Below are 20,734 nucleotides of genomic sequence, written 5' to 3'. Positions count from 1 at the left end.
TACAGGTTGAACTGATAGTTGGCGTGGATACGGTGAATACTAACGGGGACGGCTTATTGCCGGACTTCGCAGGCATTCACCGCCTCCGGGCTTCCCATACCATTTTCAGGAGGATGAGCAGAATGAATATAGCAGTGATCGGGGCAAGCGGCAAAGCAGGAGCGTTTATTGTGAAAGAAGCGAAAGACCGGGGACATAACGTGACGGCGATCGTCAGAGATGCGTCGAAGGTGAGCGGAATGAACGTAGCCGCGATCGAGAGATCGGTGTTCGAGCTGAAGGCGGAAGATTTGCGATCCTTCGATGCGGTCGTTAACGCATTCGGAGCGGCGCCCGGACAAGAGCATCAGCACGTGGAAGCGGGGAGAGCGCTGATCGAGGCGCTGAAGGGAGCGCCTGGCACCCGTTTGATCGTAGTCGGCGGAGCCGGGAGCTTGTTCGTAGATGAAGCGAAAACGACTCGACTGCTCGATACGCCGCAATTTCCGCAGGAATATTATGCAACGGCGTCCAATCAAGGTAAAAACTTGGAGGAATTGCGGGGGTCCAGCGGGATCGAGTGGACATTCCTGAGCCCCTCCGCCTTCTTCAACCCCGAAGGCAAACGCACCGGCGCTTACCGCAGCGGGCAAGATCACCTGCTCGTCAATTCCAAAGGCGACAGCTATGTCAGTTATGCCGATTACGCAATTGCCGTTATCGACGAGATCGAGAACCCGCAGCACAAGAACGAACGCTTTACGGTCGTTTCCGAGGCCGAGTGAGTTAAAACGGCGCGAAAACGCAAAGACTATCGGCAGACAGCTCAAGTAATCTGCTGCCTCCGATAGTCTTTTTCCGTTTCGACTATTTTACGCCTAGCCGCATCCGGTAGCTGAACAAGAAATCGAGCGTTCTTCCGGCAAAATATCGCTCGGCGCTCTTGCGAAATGCGGCAATATCTTCGTCCAGTTCGGTCGATCCGAGCTTGAGTACCGTTTGCAGGCCGCCCTGGCTTAAAGCAAGACCGACAAAACGGTCGGCATCGCCCTGCTCCGTGTTGTGAAAGACAATCTCCCTCGTATAGCGGAACTCGCCGCTGGCGCGCAAGTGTTCCAAATGCCGCTCTTTGTCGCGTTTAACTGCCTTTTCTCCGTCCTCGGACAGTCGGGCCAGAACGGCGTCCGATTTCTCCAGCAGCTTGGCGTAGCTGTCTTCGACGCTCCAATGAACTGTAGGCGGCCAGTCGCAATCGTAGGCGGCGAACACGCCTCCGGGTGTCAGTACGCGGGAGATTTCCCGCAGCGTGCTAACCGGCTCCATCCAATGGAACGATTGCGAGCAGGTAACGATGTCGGCAGAGCCGCTCTCAAGCTCCAACTGGTTGGAGTAGCCTTGGACGAACGAAATCGGCGTGGCCGGCTCCGATCCGGCGATCGCCGGCAGCTTGGCCCGCGCTTTGCCGATCATATCCGGATTCGGCTCTACGCCGATGATGCGTTCGGCGTGCCGGGTCCAAGCGAACGAGGAAAGTCCCGTACCGCACCCGATATCGACGACGAGTGAAGGCTGTCGGCCCAAATACGCCGTCAAAATGTCGATGACCTGCAGCGGAGCGGCAGGCCGGTAACGGTCATAAACGTCTTCGAAGCCTAAAAACCGGTTGACGTTACTTTGCAAGTTTCCTTCGGGTATCATGGGGTCGCCTCCGTTTGATTAGTTTCGTTTATTTAACCATTCGCTCCATAACAGGAAAAGCCTGCTGCACTGAAAGAAACAGGCAGCCGGGCAGGGTTGACTTTTTCATACCAACTAACTAAAATATAGTTAGCAACTTAAATGCGGCAGCTAATTGTTTTGGAAAATATTTGATCGATTTCCATGCCGTATGCCCGTTCCTGTGGCGTCATTCTATAGACAAATATATAAATATACGGAGGGAAATCATCATGAAAGTCGTTGCAATCGTAGGCAGCATCCGCAAGGAATCTTACAACTACAAGCTGGCCCAGCATGTTCAAAACCGTTACAAAGAAAAGTTCGAGCTGGAAATTCTCAGCCTTCGCAGCTTGCCGATGTACGATCAGGATATCGAAAACGAGCCGTCCGATGCGGTGAAGGAATTCAAGCGCAAAGTCGCCGAGGCGGACGCCGTACTGTGGGTAACGCCGGAGTATAACGGCACGATCCCGGGCGTTCTCGGCAACGCGATCGACTGGCTGTCCCGCGTCGACAGAGTGATGGTCGGCAAGCCTTCCTGGATCATGGGCGCTTCGATGGGCAATCTGGGTACGGTAAAAGCGCAATTGCATCTGCGCGAGATTTTGTTCTCGCCGGGCATCAATTCCCCGCTTCTGCCGAGCAACGAAGTATACGTAGGCGCCGTTCATGAGAAGATCGACGCAGCGGGTAACCTCACTCACGAGCCGACGGTTCAGTTCCTGGACTCGGTCGTGAACAACTTTGTCGACTGGATGGGCAAGCAAGCTCGCTAAGCGATAGGTTACGCAGAACGGTAAAGGCCTGAAGTCTATTCCAGCGAATAGGCCTCGGGCCTTCTTCCCGTTTACGGACCTTTATGGGTGATCGCGGCTTTGCAAAATTAAAGGAATGTTTCCGCCCTCAGGCGAATCTCTGTATAGAGAACAAGGTTCGCGCGCGTTCGTGCATCGGACCTGGCAGAAAAGCCGAGGAGGAAACGGCATGCAGAAAACGGTACTGGCGAACGGGCTCACCGTCGTCAGCGAGCATCAGGAGCAAGCGTCATCGACTCTGCTGTGCTATTGGGTCAGAGCCGGGGGGCATTACGAGGATCGTTATCCGTACGGCATCGCCCACTTGCTGGAGCATATGCTGTTCAAAGGCACTACCACGAGAACGAAGGAGCAAATTTCGTACGATATCGAAAATTACGGCGGCCATCTGGGCGCGGGCACGAGCACGGACAGGACCCGCTATTACGCTTATACGCCTTATGACCGCTGGCAGGACGGAGTGAAGCTTCTTAGCGACATGTTATTCCAATCCGTCTTTCCGGAGGAAGAATTGACGCTGGAGAAAAAGGTCGTTCTGGAAGAAATCCATCGCTCGCGCGACAACCCGCGCGAGCTGGGAGGCCGCACGCTGACCCGCCAGCTTCGCGCGGAACATCCGGAGCGGGCCAGCAATCTCGGCACGGAGGAGAGCGTAACGAGCATCACGCGGGACGATCTGCTGCGGTTTCACGGTGAGTTTTACGGGGCTGGCAACATCGTCTTGGCGGCGACGGGGCATGTGAAGCACGAGGAGCTGGTGGATCTTCTGAACGGGCTGAACATACCGGCGGGCGAGCGGCCAACGCACCGTCTGGAAAAGCTGCAAACCTGCGAGCTGGGAGGCAGGCTGATCCACGAAGCGAGAGATATCCGGCAAGCTCAGCTGTATTGGGGCTTGTATGGCCCCGATTCGTTCGAGGAGTCGAAATATGCCGGATTCGTGGCGATGCATCTGCTCGGCGGCGGCCAGGCATCCCGGCTATGGCGTAACGTGCGCGGGGAGAAGGGGCTCGCCTACGAGGTATGGGCTACGATTAGCCCGATGGTGAGCGAAGGGTTCATTACGGGGTTTGTGGCGACCGATCCGCTGCGGCTCGGGGAAGTTAAGTCGATTATTGCGGGCGAGCTGGAGCGGATGCGGCGGGAGCGGGTAACGGCCGAAGAACTGGAACGGGCGCAAAATGCGATCACGGGCCGACATTTGATCGCCCAGGATAAGCCGGAAGCGATCAACGCGAATATGGCGGCGCGGTATTTGTACGATCTCAATACGGACCCGCGCTATTTCGCCGAACGGATTCGCGCTGTCTCGGGCGATTCGATACTCGAATTTGCAGAGACGTACCTGGACCCGGCACGTATGTTGTACGTTCAAGTAAGCCGTGAAGCGGATGCGGATGCGGTGGCGATGAGGACCGGAGCGGCGGAAGCTGCTGCGGCATCAAGCGGCGATTCCGGCCAAGGAGAGGCGCAATAAGCGGCGGAGGCTAAGTCGCGAGCGGGGCAACGAAGGCTGCGTATACCGACATGTCGATGGTGCGGCAAAGCACGGAGCGCACATGGCGGGGAGGCGCGGCCTTCCTGCGTTGAGGTTGACGGCAATTTCGTATATGATGTTAGAGGCAGCAGCGGTTAGTCCGCTGCGCAATCGCGCATGATAACATTCAAGTAAAAGGGAGAAACAGCTTTCATGTACCCTAGAGATATGCAGTATTCGATGCCGGCCGAATGGACGGAGCACGAGAGAACTTTCATTTCATGGCCCGTCCGGGCGTCGATGGTTTACCCCGATATGTACGAGCAGGTATCCGAAGGTTATGCCCAGATCGTCAAAGCGATCGCCGAGTTCGAGCCGGTAACGGTCATCGTGAGCCCGGACGATGCCGAGCAGGTGCGGAGCCGGTTTACCGAAACGAACGTGGACATTTTGACAATCCCGCATAACGACGCGTGGTTCCGCGATAACGGGCCTACGTTCGTCGTCGGGGAAAACGGCGAAGTGGCCGGCGTAAATTGGAAATTTAACGCATGGGGCGGCAAATACGCGCCGTGGGATCTGGACGACGCGGTCGCTCCGATCGTGCTAGAGCACTACGGCATCAAGCGTTTCGACGCGCCGCTCGTGATGGAGGGCGGTTCGCTCCATGTCGATGGGGAAGGGACACTGCTGACGACGGAGGAGTGCTTGCTGAACCCGAACCGCAACCCGGATATGACCCGCGAGCAGATCGAGGACGAGCTGAAGAAGTTTCTGAACGTCAGCACCGTCATTTGGCTGAACAAGGGCCTCAGTGGCGACGAAACGGACGGCCATGTCGACAACATCGCCTGCTTCGCAGCTCCAGGCAAGGTGATCATGCAAGTATGCGACGATCCAGAAGACGACAATTACGCCATTACGCAGGAAAACTTGCAGAGACTTGCCGAAGCTACCGACGCACAGGGACGCAAGCTGGAAGTGATCAAGCTTCAGCAGCCGCCGCTTACGACGTACGAGGACAGCAGGCTGACGCTCAGTTACTTGAACTTTTACTTTGTAAACGGCGGTATCGTGCTGCCCGTGTTCGGAGGAGCGGCCGCGGAAACGGACCGTCTGGCGGAGCAAGCTCTGCAAGCGGCTTTCCCGGAGCGGCGCATTCGCACCGTCGACGGTATGGCGATCATCCGCGAGGGTGGCAACGTGCACTGTACGACTCAGCAGATGACGGCTCGCAAGTAATGGAATGAATGATCATGCGCCCGAGGAGGATCGGTCACGAGCCCGGGCGGACAAGCACGCAGGAGAGGAGATACGGATGATGAGAAACGTGAAGATCGCCGCGACCCAGATGAGCTGCTCCAGCAATATCGATGAAAATATTTGCCGGGCTGATGCTCTCGTCAGACAAGCAGCCGCCGAAGGCGCGCAAATTATTTTGCTGCAGGAGCTGTTCGAGACGCCGTACTTTTGCCAGAAGGAAAAGGCGGACTACTATGTTTATGCCACGGAGCTTGAGCATAACAAGGCGGTGAACCATTTCCGCGCTGTAGCGAAGGAACTGAAGGTTGTTCTGCCGATCAGCTTCTACGAGAAAAAAAATTACGCTCGCTACAACTCGCTGGCCGTTATCGACGCTGACGGGGAAGTGCTCGGCAAATACCGCAAAAGCCATATTCCCGACGGTCCGGGCTACGAGGAGAAGTTTTATTTTAACCCGGGCGATACCGGCTTCAAAGTATGGAAAACCCGCTATGCGAAAATCGGGGTAGGCGTTTGCTGGGATCAGTGGTACCCGGAGGCAGCCCGGTGTATGGCGCTGATGGGGGCGGAGCTGCTGTTCTACCCGACCGCGATCGGCTCGGAGCCGCAGGATGGCTCGATCGATTCGAAGGATCACTGGCAAATGTGCATGCGCGGCCACGCCGCCCAAAATCTCATTCCGGTTATCGCCTCGAACCGGATCGGCGAGGAGCGGGATGAAGATTCGTCGATCCATTTCTACGGCTCTTCGTTTATTGCCGGCCCGCAAGGGAATATGATCGCCGAAGCGAACCGGACGGAGCCGGGCGTACTGACGGCCGAATTCGATCTCGATTTGCTCGAGACGCAGCGTATCGAATGGGGCATTTTCCGCGACCGCCGGCCCGAGCTGTACAAGGCGATTGCCACATACGACGGAGATCTTGCACTGTAAGGTGTATCAGGATGTAGGGCGCCTAGCATATTAGGCGTCCTTTTGTTTGGACGGCGAGGAAACATTTGGACGGGCGGCTTGCCCGCCTCACTTGTTCACAACCTATAACGATTCGCTTATACTTTGGGTTATGTTTATACGCTTGGTCACAACATAGAGAAAGAGGACATCATGAACAGGACTATAGTGAAAAGGGTGTGCGCCCCGCTCCTCGTTTTCGTGCTACTGCTGACGTTGGGAACGTCCGGCGGATTTCTTCAGCCTGCCGCCGTGCAGGCGGCGGGCGAGCCGGCCAAAGCGGCCAAAAAGCTCGTAATGGGCACCTCGCCCGATTATCCGCCGTACGAAAGCGTGGATGCGAAGGGAAACGGCGAAATCGTCGGCATGGACATCGATATCGCCAAAACGATAACGGCCCAGCTCGGCTATGAGCTGGAGATCGCCAGTATGGACTTCAGCGGTCTGATTGCGGCCCTGCAGGCCGGCCGGGTCGATTTTGTCATGTCGGGCATGTCGGTAACCGAGGAGCGCAAACTAAGCGTCAGCTTCTCGAACAGCTATTACACCGCGCGCAACACGATCGTCTCCCGCAAGGAGAGCGGCTACGATTCGGTCGGACAGTTATCCGGCAAGCTTGTCGGCGTGCAGCTCGGCTCGATCCAGGATCTGTTCGCGCAGACGATCGCCGGAGCGTCGCTGAAGAAGCTGAACAAAATCGCCGACCTCATTCAGGAGCTGAACTCGGGCCGGATTGACGCCGCCGTCGTCGAGGACGCCGTCGCGATCGAAATGATTCGCTCCAACCCCGGGCTTACAATGAACTTCCTGCCCGTAACCGACAAAGACAACGGCTATGCGATCGCTTTTCCGAAGCAAAGCGGCCTGGTGAGCAACTTCAACCGCGTGCTCGATCAGATGAAGGACAGCGGCCAGCTGCAGCAGATCGTCAACAAGTGGTTTGAACATCAAGATACAGCCCCTTCGGAGCGGTCGTCCGGTCTTATCGACTTCCGGGTGCTTGAGGGGTACGTGCCTTTCATCCTCAAGGGTGTGTATGTGACGCTGCTATTTACGTTCGTTTCCGCCTTGCTCGGCTTAATCTGGGGCGTCGTGCTCTCGCTGTTCAAAATATCCGGCGTCAAGCTGCTGCAATGGTTCGCCACCGCCTATACGTCGGTATTCCGCGGCACACCGCTGCTTGTACAGCTTACGATTATTTACTATGCGACGCCGCAGCTGCTGCACTACGACATTCCGGCCTTGCTTGCCGCAGGCCTTGCCTTCGGGCTTAATTCGGCGGCCTATTTGTCGGAGACGATTCGCGGCGGCATTATGGCGGTGGACAAGGGCCAGCGCGAGGCTGCGATTTCCCTCGGCATCCCGTACCGGAAAATGATGGTGCGGATCATTTTTCCGCAGGCGCTTCGCCATATCCTACCGGCGCTGGTGAACGAGTTTGTCGCGCTGCTGAAGGAGTCTTCGCTCGTTTCCGTTATCGGGGTAACCGAGCTGATGCGCCGCGCCGATGTCGTGCGAGCCAGTACATTCCGCGCTTTCGAGGCGCTGCTGCTCGTGGCGGCGATTTATTACGTGCTCGTGCTTATTCTTACGTCTCTAGCCCGTATGCTCGAAAGGAGGCTGCGCCGCAGTGATTAAGGTGGACAACTTAACGAAATCGTTCGGCAAGCATCAGGTGCTGCACGGCATCACCACGCAAGTCGAGAAAGGGGAGGTCGTTGCCTTGATCGGCCCTTCTGGCTCCGGCAAGTCGACGTTTCTGCGCTGTTTGAACTTGCTGGAGACACCGACAACGGGCACGATTACGATCGACGGGGTCGAGATTACGAAGCCGAAAGCGGATATCGCCGGCGTTCGCCAGCGCATCGGTATGGTTTTTCAGCATTTTCATCTGTTCCCGCATATGACGGTGCTGGACAACATAACGATCGCGCCGATCGAGGTCAAAAAGATGCAACCGGACGAAGCTCGGACGAAGGCGCATGCGCTGCTAACGCAAGTCGGGTTGGCCGATAAGGCGGACAGCTATCCTTCGCGGCTGTCGGGCGGACAGAAGCAGCGCGTCGCCATCGCGCGGAGCCTCGCCATGGAGCCGGATACGATGCTGTTCGACGAGCCGACGTCGGCGCTCGACCCGGAGATGGTCAAAGAGGTGCTGCATGTCATCCGCGGGCTCGCCCAAACCGGGATGACGATGCTGATCGTCACTCACGAGATGAAGTTTGCCCGCGAAGCGGCCAATACGATTTATTTTCTCGATCAGGGCCGGCTCGTCGAGCGGGCCGCTCCGGAGTCGTTTTTCACCCGCCCGCAAAGCGAAAGGGCGATTCGTTTCCTCGATCAAGTGTTGTAGGCAGGAGAAAGCCAAGCACCAGGATGCCAGCACAAAAAACGGCCTTGTTCGCATTGGAATGCGACAGGCCGTTTTTTCGCGCGGCTTTTAGCCGATCGTTATTTTCCCTTCCGGATAGCGGAACAGCTCTTTCTCCGGCTTTGACGTTAAGGTGAAGGCAAGTGTTACCGGGCCGAGCCGCCCGATGAACATGAGCAGGATGATGACGACTTTGCCGAATTCCGTCAATTGCGAAGTCAGTCCCATCGACATGCCGGTTGTGCCGTATGCCGACGTCACCTCGAACAGAATGCCCAGAAACGGAAAGTCCTCGGTCGTGGAAAGCACCATCGCGGCAATGACGATAAGAAAGAATGACAATAACGTAAACGTGATCGCCTTGTAGATCCGGTCTTTGGCGATCCGGTACCGGAACATGACGATGTCTTCTTTACCGCGAATCATCGCGATCATCGCGCCGATCAGGATGGCGAACGTCGTAACCTTGATCCCTCCGCCGGAGGAACCGGGCGCCGCCCCGATAAACATAAGCAGCAGAATGAAAAATTGCGTCGCCTGCCGCAGCGATTCGATGTCGAGCGTCGTTAACCCGGTCGAGCGGGCGGTAACGGACTGGAACATCGCCCCGAACACTTTGCCGATCGGCGACAGCGGCTCCAGCGTGAGCGGGTTCGTCAGCTCAAACAAAAAGATGACAAGCGTCCCGACCACGATCAGGGCGGCCGATACGGTCAGGACGACTTTGCTGTGCAGCGTCAGCTTTTTCGTTTTCGGATAGGAGAGCAGGTCCGAGATCACGATAAAGCCGATACCGCCGAAGATGATAAGCACTATGGTCATGAAGTTGATAATCGGGTCTTCAACGTAATGAATCAGGCTGCCGCTGCGCTCCGGGAACACCCCGAACAGGTCGAAGCCGGCGTTGTTGAAGGTGGATATGCTGTGAAACACGCCGAAATAAACCGCTTGTCCGGGCGGCATCTCGAACATCAAGCGGACCGCAAAGACGGCCGCTCCGACCGCCTCGATGATCAGCGCGTATAGGAGCACTTTACGAATGAGCCGGACGATGCCTTCCGTGGACGACTGATTCATCGCTTCTTGCAGGATGAGACGTTCCCTGAACGTAATGCGCCTGCGGAACACAAGCGCCGCCAGGGTCGCTATCGTCATAAAGCCGAGGCCCCCGATCTGCACGAGCAGCAGCAGCACGAGCTGGCCGAAGAGGGAGAAATGCTCGCCGATATTATAAAAAGAAAGTCCAGTCACGCAAGTGGCCGATGTCGCCATAAACAGCGCGTCCAGAAACGGTATCGTCGATCGGTTGGCCGAGGCGATCGGCAGCGATAACAGAAACGAGCCGGCGGCGATCATGACCGTAAATCCGAGCGCTAGCGCTTGCGGCGGATTGGGCCGAAAGCGGAACGGCTTTTTGCGAATGAGTCCGAACATGGAAATAACCCCGCAACGTTGTTTGCGATCTATTCTAGCGATCTCGGTAGCAAATGTAAAGGTTATCCTTGCGAATTGTGGTATAATGAAAGCGAACACATGTTTTCGTTCGGCATACGAACCATAGTACGACGGCAGGTGATAAGGACAATGCCCGATCAGGTGGAAGTATCGGTGCGGGCGCTCGTGGAGCATGTATACCGCGGAGGCAGCATCGAAGCCGGCTTTCGCACCGGGGCGCCGCTGGCGGAAGGAACCAAGGCGCATCGGACAATACAGAACGCATACAAGGAAACGGATAAGAAAGAAGTATACGTGCGCGGCGATCTGGAGTACGAAGGTATCGTATACCGGATCGACGGCCGCTGCGACGGCTTGCTGTTTGGCGAAGCCGGCGAATCGGACGAGGTGACTGTAGAGGAGATCAAGTCGACGTCGGGAACTATCGCGCTGCTTGAAGAACAGTCTCACCCCGTACACTGGGCACAGGCGAAGTGTTACGCTTATTTGTACGCTGCGGCCGAGAACCGGGAGCGCATGCGCATCCGGCTGACCTATATTCATCGTGGGTCGGAGGAGCGCAAGTCGTTCGAGAACACGGCCTCGTTCGAAGAGCTGGAAGCTTTCGTGCGCGAACTGATCGAAGCGTACGCTCCATTTGCGAAACAAAATCTTGAGCATACCGCCAGAAGAGAAGCGAGCGTTAAGGAGCTTTCGTTTCCGTTTTCCGCCTACCGGCAAGGGCAGCGGCATTTTGCCGGTGCGGTCTACAAGTCGGTCGTGGAGCGGAAGCGGCTGTTCGCACGGGCGCCTACCGGAACGGGCAAAACGATCTCGACGCTGTTCCCCGCCGTCAAGGCGATCGGAGAAGGGCATTTGCGCCGCTTCTTTTATGTGACGGCCAAGACGACCACGCGTGCGGCTGCGGAGGAAGCTTTGGCGCTTATGCGCGGGCGCGGCCTGTGTCTCCGGTCGGTGACGATTACGGCGAAGGATAAAATATGCTTCAAAGAGGAGACGCGCTGCGAGAAGGAATACTGCGAATTTGCGGACGGATACTATGACCGGATTAACGGAGCGCTGTACGATCTGTGGCGTTGTGAAACGGCGATCACCCGCGATGTCGTCGAGGCGTATGCGCGCAAGCATCGGGTGTGCCCGTTCGAATTTTCGCTCGATGCCGTGTACGAGGCCGATGCGGTTTTGTGCGACTATAACTATGTGTACGATCCGCGTATTTCGCTGAAGCGACTGTTCGAGGAGCAGAAGCGGCAAACGGCGATTCTGATCGACGAAGCCCACAACCTGATCGACCGGGGAAGGGAGATGTATTCCGCGGAGCTTGCGAAAGCGCCGTTTCTCGAGCTGAAGCGTCAGACGAAGACTGGGCATCGGGGTCTGTACGAAACGGCGAAGGCGGTGAACGACGCTTTTATCGCGCTGCGCAAAAGCTGCGGCGAGGGCGGCGGCATGACGGTGCTGGACGAAGCTCCGCAAGCGCTCGTCCCGCTGCTGGAGTCGTTTGCCGTCGAAGCGGAGGCGACGCTTGCCGGCGGGTATGCAGGGGAGTATCGGGAGCTGCTCACGGATACGTATTACGCCGTGCAAAACTACATCCGGACGGCGGAAGGCTATGACGAGCGTTACAGGACCTATGCGGATGTTCAGCGAAGCGACGTCCGGTTGAAGCTGCTTTGCGTCGATCCTTCCGGCATGCTGCGTCTTTTGGGCAAAGGGTACCGCTCGCAAATTTATTTCTCGGCGACGTTGTCCCCGATCCCGTATTATCGCGATATGCTCGGCGGCGAAGAGGACGATTATACGCTGGCGATTCCATCGCCGTTCGGGAGAGAGCAGTTGGACGTATTGCTTCTGCCGCTGTCCACCCGTTATCGCGACAGGGAGCAGTCGAAGCGGCCGATCGCGACGGCAATCCGCAGGGTAACCGAGGAACGGCCGGGCAACTTTCTTGTCTTTTTCCCGTCGTACGAATATATGAACGAGGTAGTCGAGCAATTCGCCGACCTCGCATGGAGCGGAACGATGCTCGTGCAGCAGAGCGGCATGTCCGAGGAGGAGCGTGATACGTTTCTGGCATCATTCGCCGGCTGGTCGGACAGGACGCTGGTCGGCTTCGCCGTGATGGGAGGGGTGTTCGCGGAAGGGATCGATCTGACCGGTGACCGGCTGACCGGAGTCGTCATCGTCGGGGTTGGACTGCCTCAATTTGGCGGGGAGCGCGATCTGATCCGGCGTTTCTTCGACGAATCGGGCAGAAACGGTTTCGATTACGCCTACAAGTTCCCCGGTATGAACAAAGTGCTTCAAGCGGGCGGGAGGCTGATCCGCACCGAGAGCGACAGCGGCACGCTTCTGTTGATCGACGATCGGTTTATGCAGCCGGACTATTATGCGCTGCTGCCCCAGGAGTGGAAGCCGATTACGACTATGAGAGGACAAGCGGCGGCAAATCCTCATCGTGAATGAAGCTTAAGAACGCATGGGGACGGACAACCGGGTTGACGGAATTGGGCGTGTGTAACTATACTTGTTACATTCATTGGATACGTTAGTTTGAAAGGATCGAAACTATCATGAACGAACGACTAGCCGACCTGCCGCCAGCCGGGAAAACGCCAAGCCGGGCGCGGCTCGCTCTTATTCTCGGCACGCTCTCGGCTTTCGGGCCGTTTTCGCTCGATATGTATCTGCCTGCGCTGCCCGAGCTGGCAGCCGATCTGAATACGACGGCGTCGCTCGCCCAGCTCAGCTTGACGGCTTGTCTCGCCGGACTCGCTTCGGGGCAGCTGCTCGCCGGGCCGATCAGCGACGTTCGCGGCAGACGGCTGCCGCTGCTGATCGGGCTTATCGTGTACGCCGTATCGTCGCTGCTCTGCATGTTCAGCCCGTCCGTATGGACGTTCGTGCTTATGCGCTTCGTCCAGGGGCTGGCGGGGGCGGCGGGCATCGTCATCTCCAGGGCGGTCGCCCGCGATCTGTTCGGCGGCGCTGCGCTGACGAGATTTATGGCTTCGTTGTCGCTCGTGAACGGGGCCGCCCCGATTATCGCGCCGATCGCGGGAGGGCAGCTGCTGCAATTCATGTCGTGGCGCGGCGTCTTTTTCGTGCTGAGCCTGCTCGGCCTGCTGACGCTTATTGCCGTTTTCTTCGGACTGCCGGAGACACTGCCCGAAGACAGAAGATCTCGCGGAGGGCTCAAAGCAACGTGGCGGACATTTGGACGGATAACGCGCGATCGCTCATTCATGGGTTATGCCTTGTCGCAGGGACTGGTTGCTGCCGCCATGTTCGCTTATATCGCCGGTTCTCCCTTCGTGCTGCAAAAGATTTACGGAGCTTCGCCGCAAATGTTCAGCCTGTGCTTTGCCGTAAACGGCTTGGGCATCATCGCGGTGAGCCAGGTCACGGGCCGATTGGCCGGACGTCTCGGAGAGACGCGACTTCTTATAGGCGGTCTGATTATGGCCGCGTGCGGCGGAACGGCGCTGCTGCTCGCCACTATGGCCCAAGCCGGGCTGTACGGCATTTTGATTCCGCTGTTTTTCGTTGTGTCCAGTGTGGGCGTGGTGAACACGGCTTCGTTCTCGCTGGCGATGCGGGGGCAGGCGAATTCGGCAGGAAGCGCTTCGGCGCTGCTCGGCGTGATGATGTTTATGTTCGGGGGCATCGTTGCTCCGCTCGTCGGGATTGCAGGCGAGGGCACGGCGCTGCCGATGGGGCTCGTTATCGCCGCCGGGGATATCGGGGCGCTTGTCGTGTATTTGGGCATGATCGGAGTCGGCAAAAGGGCAGTTGTCCGGCGGGAGAACCAATAAAAGGGCAGGAGCGGGCGAAAAAGGGCGGATGGTCCCATAAAGCGGCCAGATAGGGAGCTGAAGTCCGTTCTTGTCACAAAATGTTCACAAATGTCAAAAATTGATTTTTCCCTATTTTTCAGTTGAGGGGTATAATAGAGGACATATAGGGTTCGCACTCGAACCTGTTCCTGCTCTGGAAATAGGCAGACATGCACATTCCGATTCCGAATATCCGATTCTTTGGCACCTGCGCGGATATTCCGTCCGCTCAGGCCATGCTTGTGAAAAATGGAACAGCTTTGGCGGTAATCGGATATTGCTTCTCGTCATTTCGCCGGCACAACGGTCGGACCGAACCTAGGTTCCGATCCGATACTTGTGACCGTTTATGCGATACAGGCGTGCGTCTACCTTGCTCGAACAGGTATCGGGATACTCGGGCGGGCTGCTATTTCATGCAAAGGAGGACGTTTACTAATGTCAGAAACAACTACGCAAGAAGCGGTTCTGACTCCGGCAGCGCGGGAGGACGTACTTGATCAATTGATGAAGCCCGAGGTGCAGCAATCGCTGACGGTTCTCGTCGAGAACATGCCGAAACTGGCAGAGATGGTCACACTGATGACGAAAGCTTATGATTTCGTGCAAGGTCTGACGACTGACCAAGTGCTGATCGATGACCTGAAAGGCGGCATGGACGAGTTCGTTAAGCCGATCACGGAAAAAGCAAAAGGAATCGCTTCCGCGGCTATCGAGGCGGGCGACCGCGCGCATGCGGAATCGGCTACGATCGGCCTGTTCGGCTTGCTCAAAATGCTGAAGGACCCGCAAGTGCAGCAATCGCTCCGTTACGCGCAAGCGTTCCTGGAAGTGCTCGGAGAGCGTCGGAAGCAAGGCTAATCGGTTAAGTTATACCGAAATCAGAACGGAGGATCCGTATGTCTAAGGAAATCGTAATTCTGGGTGGCGGCTACGGCGGATTGCTTGCCGCACTTAGCGCGCGTAGTCATATGTCGGCCGAAGAAGCGACGATTACTGTCGTAAACCGTTTCCCGTCCCACCAAATCATTACTGAGCTTCACCGTCTGGCAGCCGGCAACCTGGCCGAGAAAGCCGTTGCGCTTCCGCTTGAAAAGCTGCTGCGCGGCAAACAGATCAACCTGATGATCGACACCGTGCAAGAGATCTTGCCGGATCAAAAAAACGTCAAGCTGGCCAGCGGCGCTTTCTTGAAATACGATGCGCTTGTCGTGGCACTCGGCAGCGAAACGGCGTTCTTCGGAATTCCAGGGCTGCAAGAGCACAGCTTCATCCTCAAGTCCGTTAACGACGCCAACAAGCTTCGCGCACATATCGAAGAGCGCATAGCAGCTTATGCAAAATCGGGCAACAAAGCGGACGCCACGTTCGTAGTTGGCGGCGGCGGTCTGACGGGTATCGAATTGGTCGGCGAATTTGCCGATATGCTTCCTGGCCTGTGCCGCAAGCATAGCGTCAATTACGACGAAATCTCGCTTTATTGCGTAGAAGCGGCTCCATCGATCTTGGCGGGCTTCTCGCCGGATCTGGTAGAGTATTCCCAGAAGAGCCTCGAAAAACGCGGCGTAAAATTCCTGATCGGCCTTGCCATCACGGAAATGCAAGCTACGACCGTTTCGCTTAAGGACGGCAGCACGCTGGAAACGAGCACGCTCGTATGGACCGGCGGCGTTGGCGGCAACGCGGTAGTGGCTAACTGCGGCATCGAAGTAAACCGCGGCCGCGCTACGGTTACCGAAACGCTGCAATCGACTTCGCATCCGGACGTGTTCCTCGCCGGCGACAGCGCAGTCGTAATGAGTCCGGAAGGACGTCCGTTCCCGCCAACGGCTCAGCTGGCTTGGCAAATGGGCGAGCTTTGCGGCTTCAACATCTTCGCTTACTTTAACGGGGCGAAAATGGACACGTTCGAGCCGGTCTTCTCCGGTACGCTCGGAAGCCTCGGCCGCAAGGACGCTATGGGCACGATCGGCGGCAACAAAACGAAGCTGAAGGGAACTCCGGCTTCGCTGATGAAAGAAGCGAGCAACGTTCGTTATTTGTCTCATATTAAAGGTTTGTTCTCGCTCGCTTATTAAAATAATCCCGAAACTTAAACGCAGAGGGTGCGGCGAAAGCCGCACCCTCTGTTTGTCGTCTTGACGTTAGATCGTCATATAAGCAATAGCCGAAAGCAGCAGCGAGGTGACGGACATCGCCAGCACCGGCCGCAAAGCTTTCGTCCGCAGCTGCTTCAGGCTGACGTTCAGCCCTAGGCCAACCATCGCCATCGACAGCAGGAACGTAGTCCCCGTCGTTAAGCCGCTCATAACCGCAGGTACAGCCATAACATTCCCCAAAACGTAACTTCCCAACAAACTCATCGCGATGAACCCAAGCAAAAACCATGGAAATTCCATTTTCGCTCCACTCTGAAGCGAGCCCGACCGCTTCTTCCAGCCGATCAGCAGCAGGCAGAACGGAACAAGCAGCAAGACGCGGCTGAGCTTGGCGAGCAGACCCGCCGCAAGCGCATCTTGACCGCCGGGAGCGGCGGCAAGCGCCACATGGGCGATCTCGTGCAGGCTGATGCCCGACCAGGTGCCATAATCGACGCCAGCTAGCGGAAGGATTGGCCGCAGCAGCGTGTAGCCAACGGCGAATATGGTTCCGACAAGCGCGATCATGCCCGCTCCGATCGCCGTATCCTCGTCTTTTGCATTCAGGATCGGGGATACGGCCGCGATGGCCGCCGCGCCGCAAATGCCGGTACCGATGCCGAGCAGCAGCGTGATGGAAGGGTCCGCTTTGAAGCGTTTGCCCAACCATACGGTCAGCGCTACGGCGAAAGCGATGGCGATAGCGGCCCGCAGCAGCAGCCCCAGGCCGTCATGCAGCACGACGCCGATATCGAGTCTGAGCCCGAACAGGACGATGGCTAGCCGCAGCAGCGTGCGGGATGAGAACTGAATGCCTCTGCGCAGCAGCTCGGGATAACCCCAGAAATGCCGGTACACGACGGCCAGCGCAATCGAGCAGGCGAGCGGGCCGAGCCGGTCCAGTCCGGGGAGCAACGCCGCTCCCCAGCCGATCAGGGCCACAGCCATCGTAAACAGGACACCGAGGCTCCATGCCCGTCTGCCCGGCGAACTGGCGGGTGCGGCAACACCGCGGGGCTGAGTTGTTGGAGCCGAATCCGGGCTCGCCGGGGCGGGTGCTCCGAGCGGCACCGGACCGCGCGCATTCGGTTGACGCGTCTCCGAAGGAGTTACCTTTTCTGTTTGAACAGTCATCGTAAACACTCCCGTCAAGTATGCCTTTCCTATTTGATCTCAACTTCAGCATACTCCCGGAATTGCAATAAATAAAATAAATCATTATGATCATATTCATAAGTGATCACTTATGGTAGATGCCAATTTTGAGCGGGAGGGAGAGGATGCAATGGATCAAGCGCTGCTTGTGTTTCTGACAGTCGCCGATAAGCAAAATTTCACCCGAGCGGCGGAGGAGCTGCACATGACCCAGCCGGCAGTCAGCCAATATGTGCTTCAGCTTGAGAAAACGTACGGCACGAAGCTGCTCGACCGGGGAAATAAGCATGTTAGGCTCAACAAAGCCGGAGAGATCGTGTACCACCATGCCAAAGAAATTTCGCGGCTATATTCCCGCATGAACTACCTCGTAGACGACTTGCTGCACAAAGCAAGCGGCATCTTGACGATTGGCGCGAGTTATACATACGGCGAATATGTGCTTCCCCGTATTATCGCCCGGCTGCAGGCCGAATATCCGCTTATTCAGCCCGCGATCACGATCGGCAATACGAAGGATATATCGGAAAAAGTTGCGGCCGGCGATCTCGACGTAGGCATCGTCGAAGGGGAGTTTCGGCACGACAAGCTCGATATCGAGCCGTTCGCCGACGATGCGATGTATGTAATGGCTGCCTCTGACCATAGGCTGGCAGCACTTGCGGACGTGCCCGTGACGGAGCTGGGCCGTGAAACGTGGATTGTGCGGGAAACGGGATCGGGTACGCGGGCGGCGACGGATACGATGTTCGAGCGTTTCAGTATCCGGCCGCAGCGCTCTATGGAATTTGGCAGCACCCAGCTCATCAAGGAATCGGTCGAGGCGGGACTAGGGGTAACGCTGCTGTCGGAGTGGGCGGTACGCAAAGAAATCACCCTAGGCACGATGCATAAGCTGCACATCCAGGGTACCCCGGTGATTCGGCGGTTTTACTGGATCGCGCAGGCGACCCGCTTTCATACGCGGGCATCCGTCGTATTCAAGGAGCTTCTGCTTCGGGAGAGCGGCAGGGGCGCCGATTGATTCGAATCTGAGGGTACGGAATCTCCGTAGACGACCGCTTTGCGTAAATCCAAACACTAGAAAGCCTCCAATTCCGCTCGCGAGAAAAGCGGTTTTGGAGGCTTTTGCATTGCTTTATTTTAACCGGATACAGCCGGATTGAGCACGTTCGCTACAAGTGATGCGTAGAACGCAGCACCGTCGCTGTTCAGATGAACGCCGTCGGAGGAGAAATAAGAGTCCTTATCGGCACTGGCCTCGTACCAGTTGAGAACCTTGGCGTTCGGGAACGATCCGGCGACCTCCTCCAGCGTTGAATTGACCTCCGACTCCCACGGGCGCGGTACTCGAGTATTGATCAGGATGATTTGCCGTTCTTTGCCGATCAGGGTCAGCAGCGATTCTAGCTTTTTGCGGGGGAAAGCTCCGTTCGTGCCAAGCTCGATGACGACCCGGCTGCCGAGCTTGTTGTCCGACTTCATCTCTTCAATAAGATCGGCGGCTTGCGTTAGCTGTCTGCCGACTTTGCCGTCTACCGCGATTCCGGGAAGCAGCTTTTCCAGATGCGGCTGTGCGTCGAGAATGACCGAGTCGCCGATGACGGTGATTCCTTGGCCGCTTTTGGCCTCGGGAGCCGGGTGACTGGCATCCGGCTTCGTTTCGCTCCCCGGAGCCGTCTCCTTCGAAGGGGGATTCGGAAGTGATCCTGAGCCGCCGGAGGTTGCCCCACTCGACTCTTTGCGATCGGACTCGGGAAAGACCGGCGTTCCGGGCTTTGCCCCCGCCGGAGGGTCAACCCGGTGGTCTGCTGCCCCGCCAGGAGGCTCGGGACGGATAACGCCGCTCTCTTCGGGACGATTCGGCTCCGTTTCCGGCTGCGGAAGCGGTGTGGCTACGGAAGGCACCGAACTGGCCGAAGCGGACGGATACAGCAGGGAGGCGCAGGTGGCGAACAAGATGAGGGCGCCCAGCGAGCCTGCCGCCGCGACGATGGCTTTCCCCCCGACCTTACGTCCGATCCGCTTCCGGTTGCGCAGACGCATCCACAGTTTCCCGACCGCCCCGCGGCGGATCGGCTCCTCTACGAATCGCCACGACAAGGCGGCTAGCCCGATGCTGACAGCCGCTTGAAACAGCGCGAGCTTCCAACCGAATCCCCCGGTTTGAACGGCCGGCTGGGTCAGTGCGATAACCGGATAATGCCACAAATAAATTCCATACGAGCGGACGCCCAGCCAGCGGAGCGGTTTAACGCCCAAAACGGCGCCGAGCCTGGATGACGGATGGGCTAGCGTGGCGACGACGAGAGCCGCCAGCAGCGATAAGGCAACCATGCCGCCTCTGTATAGAGCCCCGTCATACTCGCTTGACCGTACCACCATGTACAGCACCCCGATCAGGGCGGCGGCTCCGATGCCATCGAGAACGCTTCGCGCGAGTGGGCTTACGTTCCGGCTGGTGAGCTTGGCGGAGGGCCATACGACAGCAAGCGCGGCCCCGATCAGCAGGCCGAACGAGCGGGTGTCGGTGCCGTAGTAAACACGGCTAGGGTCTGCCCCTGGCTCATAAAGCGCCGCCATGGCCGTAGCAGACAGGGCTGCACCGGCTGCAATGAGCGCGAACAGCTTGCCGCGCTTCGGGGCGATCCGCAGCAGCAAGGCGATCACGAAGGGCCATACCACGTAAAACTGCTCCTCCACCGCCAGCGACCACAGATGGCCGAGGGGGGAAGGCGGCCCGAAGCTTTCGAAATAGGACACTTCGTGAAAAACGAACCACCAATTGCTTACATAAAGTACCGCTGCGATTATATCGCCTTGCAGCGATGCGAGCCGGCTGCTATCTGTTACCAGCAGCCACAGCGAGACGGCGGCCAGCATGACGAACATCGCCGGCAGCAGCCTTCGCGCGCGGCGAAGGAGGAACGGCTTCATCGCGATCCGGCCGCTGCCCTTCCACTCCGCTACTAGCAGATCGGTAATCAAATAGCCGGACAGGACGAAGAAGACGCCGACGCCCAGCAGTCCTCCGGGAGCCCAAGCCGGATTCAGGTGGTAGGCGATAACGGCGAGTACCGCAATCGCCCGGAGACCGTCCAAGCCGGCCATGTAGCGGCCGCCGCCGCTCGGTTTAGGCATGGCGCAGTCCCCCTTCGCCTAGCGACGTACCGGCTTGCAAAACAAAGCGCTGCCTGCCCTCAGGTCTGTCTGTGTTGTTCCTTTTTCTCTGGATGTCCATACGCATTCTGCCCTTTCGCTCGCTGTCTCCGTACTTGCGATCGTCAAATTAGACGGGGTGGACATGCATGAAGTTACATGCGGCCGCAAAACTTTTTTTGCCGCTTTTCGGCGCGTCTGGCGGGCCCGGCGGCAGGAATGTTTTGTCTGCCTGGCCCATACATTTTTAGCAGGAAGCAATCAGGAATCCGGGCATAAGAGCGGAAGGGGGGCTTGGTTCGAAGCGCTCTCTGCGGGGCATCCGAACAGAGGCGAAAGGCCGTCATTCCAGGTTATGGAGTAACCGCTTTATCCGCGCAAAAAAAGGTGTTGACAATGGAAGCAGTCGGGCGTA

At 57.5% G+C, this 20,734-nt stretch carries 16 protein-coding genes; 12 read left to right on the top strand and 4 right to left on the bottom strand.

What is annotated here, in order from left to right:
- Positions 1-122 precede the first annotated feature (122 nt).
- Positions 123-764 carry an NAD(P)-dependent oxidoreductase gene (locus D7M11_RS06160; RefSeq protein WP_120746283.1) on the top strand — a complete coding sequence of 214 codons (642 nt, stop codon included), beginning with the start codon at positions 123-125 and terminating at the stop codon, positions 762-764.
- Between the two features lie 82 nt (positions 765-846).
- On the opposite strand, the gene D7M11_RS06155 is transcribed toward D7M11_RS06160, so the two are convergent.
- Entirely contained in the window at positions 847-1,677 is an 831-nt protein-coding gene (locus D7M11_RS06155; RefSeq protein ID WP_120746282.1) for a class I SAM-dependent methyltransferase, read from the bottom strand.
- A 251-nt stretch (positions 1,678-1,928) separates the two neighbouring features.
- Here D7M11_RS06155 and D7M11_RS06150 point away from each other — a divergent pair, with 251 nt between their 5' ends.
- The 6 genes from D7M11_RS06150 (at position 1,929) to D7M11_RS06125 (ending at position 8,558) form a co-directional block, all read left to right on the top strand.
- Entirely contained in the window at positions 1,929-2,474 is a 546-nt protein-coding gene (locus D7M11_RS06150; RefSeq protein ID WP_120746281.1) for an NADPH-dependent FMN reductase, read from the top strand.
- Positions 2,475-2,682: 208 nt separating this feature from the next.
- Entirely contained in the window at positions 2,683-3,990 is a 1,308-nt protein-coding gene (locus D7M11_RS06145) for a M16 family metallopeptidase (protein ID WP_158606479.1), read from the top strand.
- 213 nt (positions 3,991-4,203) lie between these two features.
- Positions 4,204-5,232, top strand: a complete 1,029-nt coding sequence (locus D7M11_RS06140) for an agmatine deiminase family protein (protein WP_120746279.1) — start codon at positions 4,204-4,206, stop codon at positions 5,230-5,232.
- Between the two features lie 79 nt (positions 5,233-5,311).
- Positions 5,312-6,187 carry an N-carbamoylputrescine amidase gene (gene aguB, locus D7M11_RS06135; protein WP_120746278.1) on the top strand — a complete coding sequence of 292 codons (876 nt, stop codon included), beginning with the start codon at positions 5,312-5,314 and terminating at the stop codon, positions 6,185-6,187.
- A 171-nt stretch (positions 6,188-6,358) separates the two neighbouring features.
- On the top strand, positions 6,359-7,843 hold the full coding sequence (locus D7M11_RS06130) for an ABC transporter substrate-binding protein/permease (protein ID WP_120746277.1): 1,485 nt from the start codon (positions 6,359-6,361) through the stop codon (positions 7,841-7,843).
- Positions 7,836-8,558, top strand: coding sequence for an amino acid ABC transporter ATP-binding protein (locus D7M11_RS06125; RefSeq protein ID WP_120746276.1), 723 nt, complete (start codon positions 7,836-7,838; stop codon positions 8,556-8,558). The genes D7M11_RS06130 and D7M11_RS06125 overlap by 8 nt, the downstream gene beginning before the upstream one ends.
- A gap of 87 nt (positions 8,559-8,645) precedes the next feature.
- On the opposite strand, the gene D7M11_RS06120 is transcribed toward D7M11_RS06125, so the two are convergent.
- Positions 8,646-10,010: a TrkH family potassium uptake protein gene (locus D7M11_RS06120; protein ID WP_120746275.1), complete on the bottom strand. Its 1,365-nt coding sequence runs from the start codon at positions 10,008-10,010 to the stop codon at positions 8,646-8,648.
- A gap of 150 nt (positions 10,011-10,160) precedes the next feature.
- On the opposite strand from D7M11_RS06120, the gene D7M11_RS06115 reads away from it, so the two are divergent.
- The 4 genes from D7M11_RS06115 to D7M11_RS06100 all read left to right on the top strand — a co-directional run bounded on the left by D7M11_RS06115 (position 10,161) and on the right by D7M11_RS06100 (position 15,945).
- A complete protein-coding gene (locus D7M11_RS06115) occupies positions 10,161-12,497 on the top strand; it encodes an ATP-dependent DNA helicase (RefSeq protein ID WP_120746274.1) in 2,337 nt (778 codons plus the stop codon).
- A 107-nt stretch (positions 12,498-12,604) separates the two neighbouring features.
- On the top strand, positions 12,605-13,846 hold the full coding sequence (locus D7M11_RS06110; RefSeq protein WP_120746273.1) for a multidrug effflux MFS transporter: 1,242 nt from the start codon (positions 12,605-12,607) through the stop codon (positions 13,844-13,846).
- A gap of 459 nt (positions 13,847-14,305) precedes the next feature.
- Positions 14,306-14,728: a DUF1641 domain-containing protein gene (locus D7M11_RS06105; protein WP_120746272.1), complete on the top strand. Its 423-nt coding sequence runs from the start codon at positions 14,306-14,308 to the stop codon at positions 14,726-14,728.
- A 38-nt stretch (positions 14,729-14,766) separates the two neighbouring features.
- Complete coding sequence (locus D7M11_RS06100) at positions 14,767-15,945, top strand: NAD(P)/FAD-dependent oxidoreductase (RefSeq protein WP_120746271.1); 1,179 nt, start codon at positions 14,767-14,769, stop codon at positions 15,943-15,945.
- A 66-nt stretch (positions 15,946-16,011) separates the two neighbouring features.
- Here the strand turns inward: D7M11_RS06100 and D7M11_RS06095 are convergent, their stop codons facing one another.
- Positions 16,012-17,139, bottom strand: coding sequence for a YeiH family protein (locus D7M11_RS06095; RefSeq protein ID WP_120746402.1), 1,128 nt, complete (start codon positions 17,137-17,139; stop codon positions 16,012-16,014).
- 151 nt (positions 17,140-17,290) lie between these two features.
- Here D7M11_RS06095 and D7M11_RS06090 point away from each other — a divergent pair, with 151 nt between their 5' ends.
- Positions 17,291-18,184, top strand: a complete 894-nt coding sequence (locus tag D7M11_RS06090) for a LysR family transcriptional regulator (RefSeq protein ID WP_120746270.1) — start codon at positions 17,291-17,293, stop codon at positions 18,182-18,184.
- A 119-nt stretch (positions 18,185-18,303) separates the two neighbouring features.
- On the opposite strand, the gene D7M11_RS06085 is transcribed toward D7M11_RS06090, so the two are convergent.
- On the bottom strand, positions 18,304-20,301 hold the full coding sequence (locus D7M11_RS06085; RefSeq protein ID WP_120746269.1) for an acyltransferase family protein: 1,998 nt from the start codon (positions 20,299-20,301) through the stop codon (positions 18,304-18,306).
- Positions 20,302-20,734 lie beyond the last annotated feature (433 nt).

This window comes from Paenibacillus ginsengarvi (assembly GCF_003626695.1).
Taxonomy (GTDB): Bacteria; Bacillota; Bacilli; order Paenibacillales; family NBRC-103111; genus Paenibacillus_AB; species Paenibacillus_AB ginsengarvi.
This window is presented reverse-complemented; position numbering and strand designations above follow the sequence as displayed.

Coding starts and splice junctions, on each gene's coding strand:
- D7M11_RS06160 (WP_120746283.1), top strand. CDS start 123: ATGAATATAGCAGTGATCGGGGCAAGCGGCAAAGCAGGAGCGTTTATT.
- D7M11_RS06155 (WP_120746282.1), bottom strand. CDS start 1,677: ATGATACCCGAAGGAAACTTGCAAAGTAACGTCAACCGGTTTTTAGGC.
- D7M11_RS06150 (WP_120746281.1), top strand. CDS start 1,929: ATGAAAGTCGTTGCAATCGTAGGCAGCATCCGCAAGGAATCTTACAAC.
- D7M11_RS06145 (WP_158606479.1), top strand. CDS start 2,683: ATGCAGAAAACGGTACTGGCGAACGGGCTCACCGTCGTCAGCGAGCAT.
- D7M11_RS06140 (WP_120746279.1), top strand. CDS start 4,204: ATGTACCCTAGAGATATGCAGTATTCGATGCCGGCCGAATGGACGGAG.
- aguB (WP_120746278.1), top strand. CDS start 5,312: ATGAGAAACGTGAAGATCGCCGCGACCCAGATGAGCTGCTCCAGCAAT.
- D7M11_RS06130 (WP_120746277.1), top strand. CDS start 6,359: ATGAACAGGACTATAGTGAAAAGGGTGTGCGCCCCGCTCCTCGTTTTC.
- D7M11_RS06120 (WP_120746275.1), bottom strand. CDS start 10,010: ATGTTCGGACTCATTCGCAAAAAGCCGTTCCGCTTTCGGCCCAATCCG.
- D7M11_RS06115 (WP_120746274.1), top strand. CDS start 10,161: ATGCCCGATCAGGTGGAAGTATCGGTGCGGGCGCTCGTGGAGCATGTA.
- D7M11_RS06110 (WP_120746273.1), top strand. CDS start 12,605: ATGAACGAACGACTAGCCGACCTGCCGCCAGCCGGGAAAACGCCAAGC.
- D7M11_RS06105 (WP_120746272.1), top strand. CDS start 14,306: ATGTCAGAAACAACTACGCAAGAAGCGGTTCTGACTCCGGCAGCGCGG.
- D7M11_RS06100 (WP_120746271.1), top strand. CDS start 14,767: ATGTCTAAGGAAATCGTAATTCTGGGTGGCGGCTACGGCGGATTGCTT.
- D7M11_RS06095 (WP_120746402.1), bottom strand. CDS start 17,139: ATGACTGTTCAAACAGAAAAGGTAACTCCTTCGGAGACGCGTCAACCG.
- D7M11_RS06090 (WP_120746270.1), top strand. CDS start 17,291: ATGGATCAAGCGCTGCTTGTGTTTCTGACAGTCGCCGATAAGCAAAAT.
- D7M11_RS06085 (WP_120746269.1), bottom strand. CDS start 20,301: ATGCCTAAACCGAGCGGCGGCGGCCGCTACATGGCCGGCTTGGACGGT.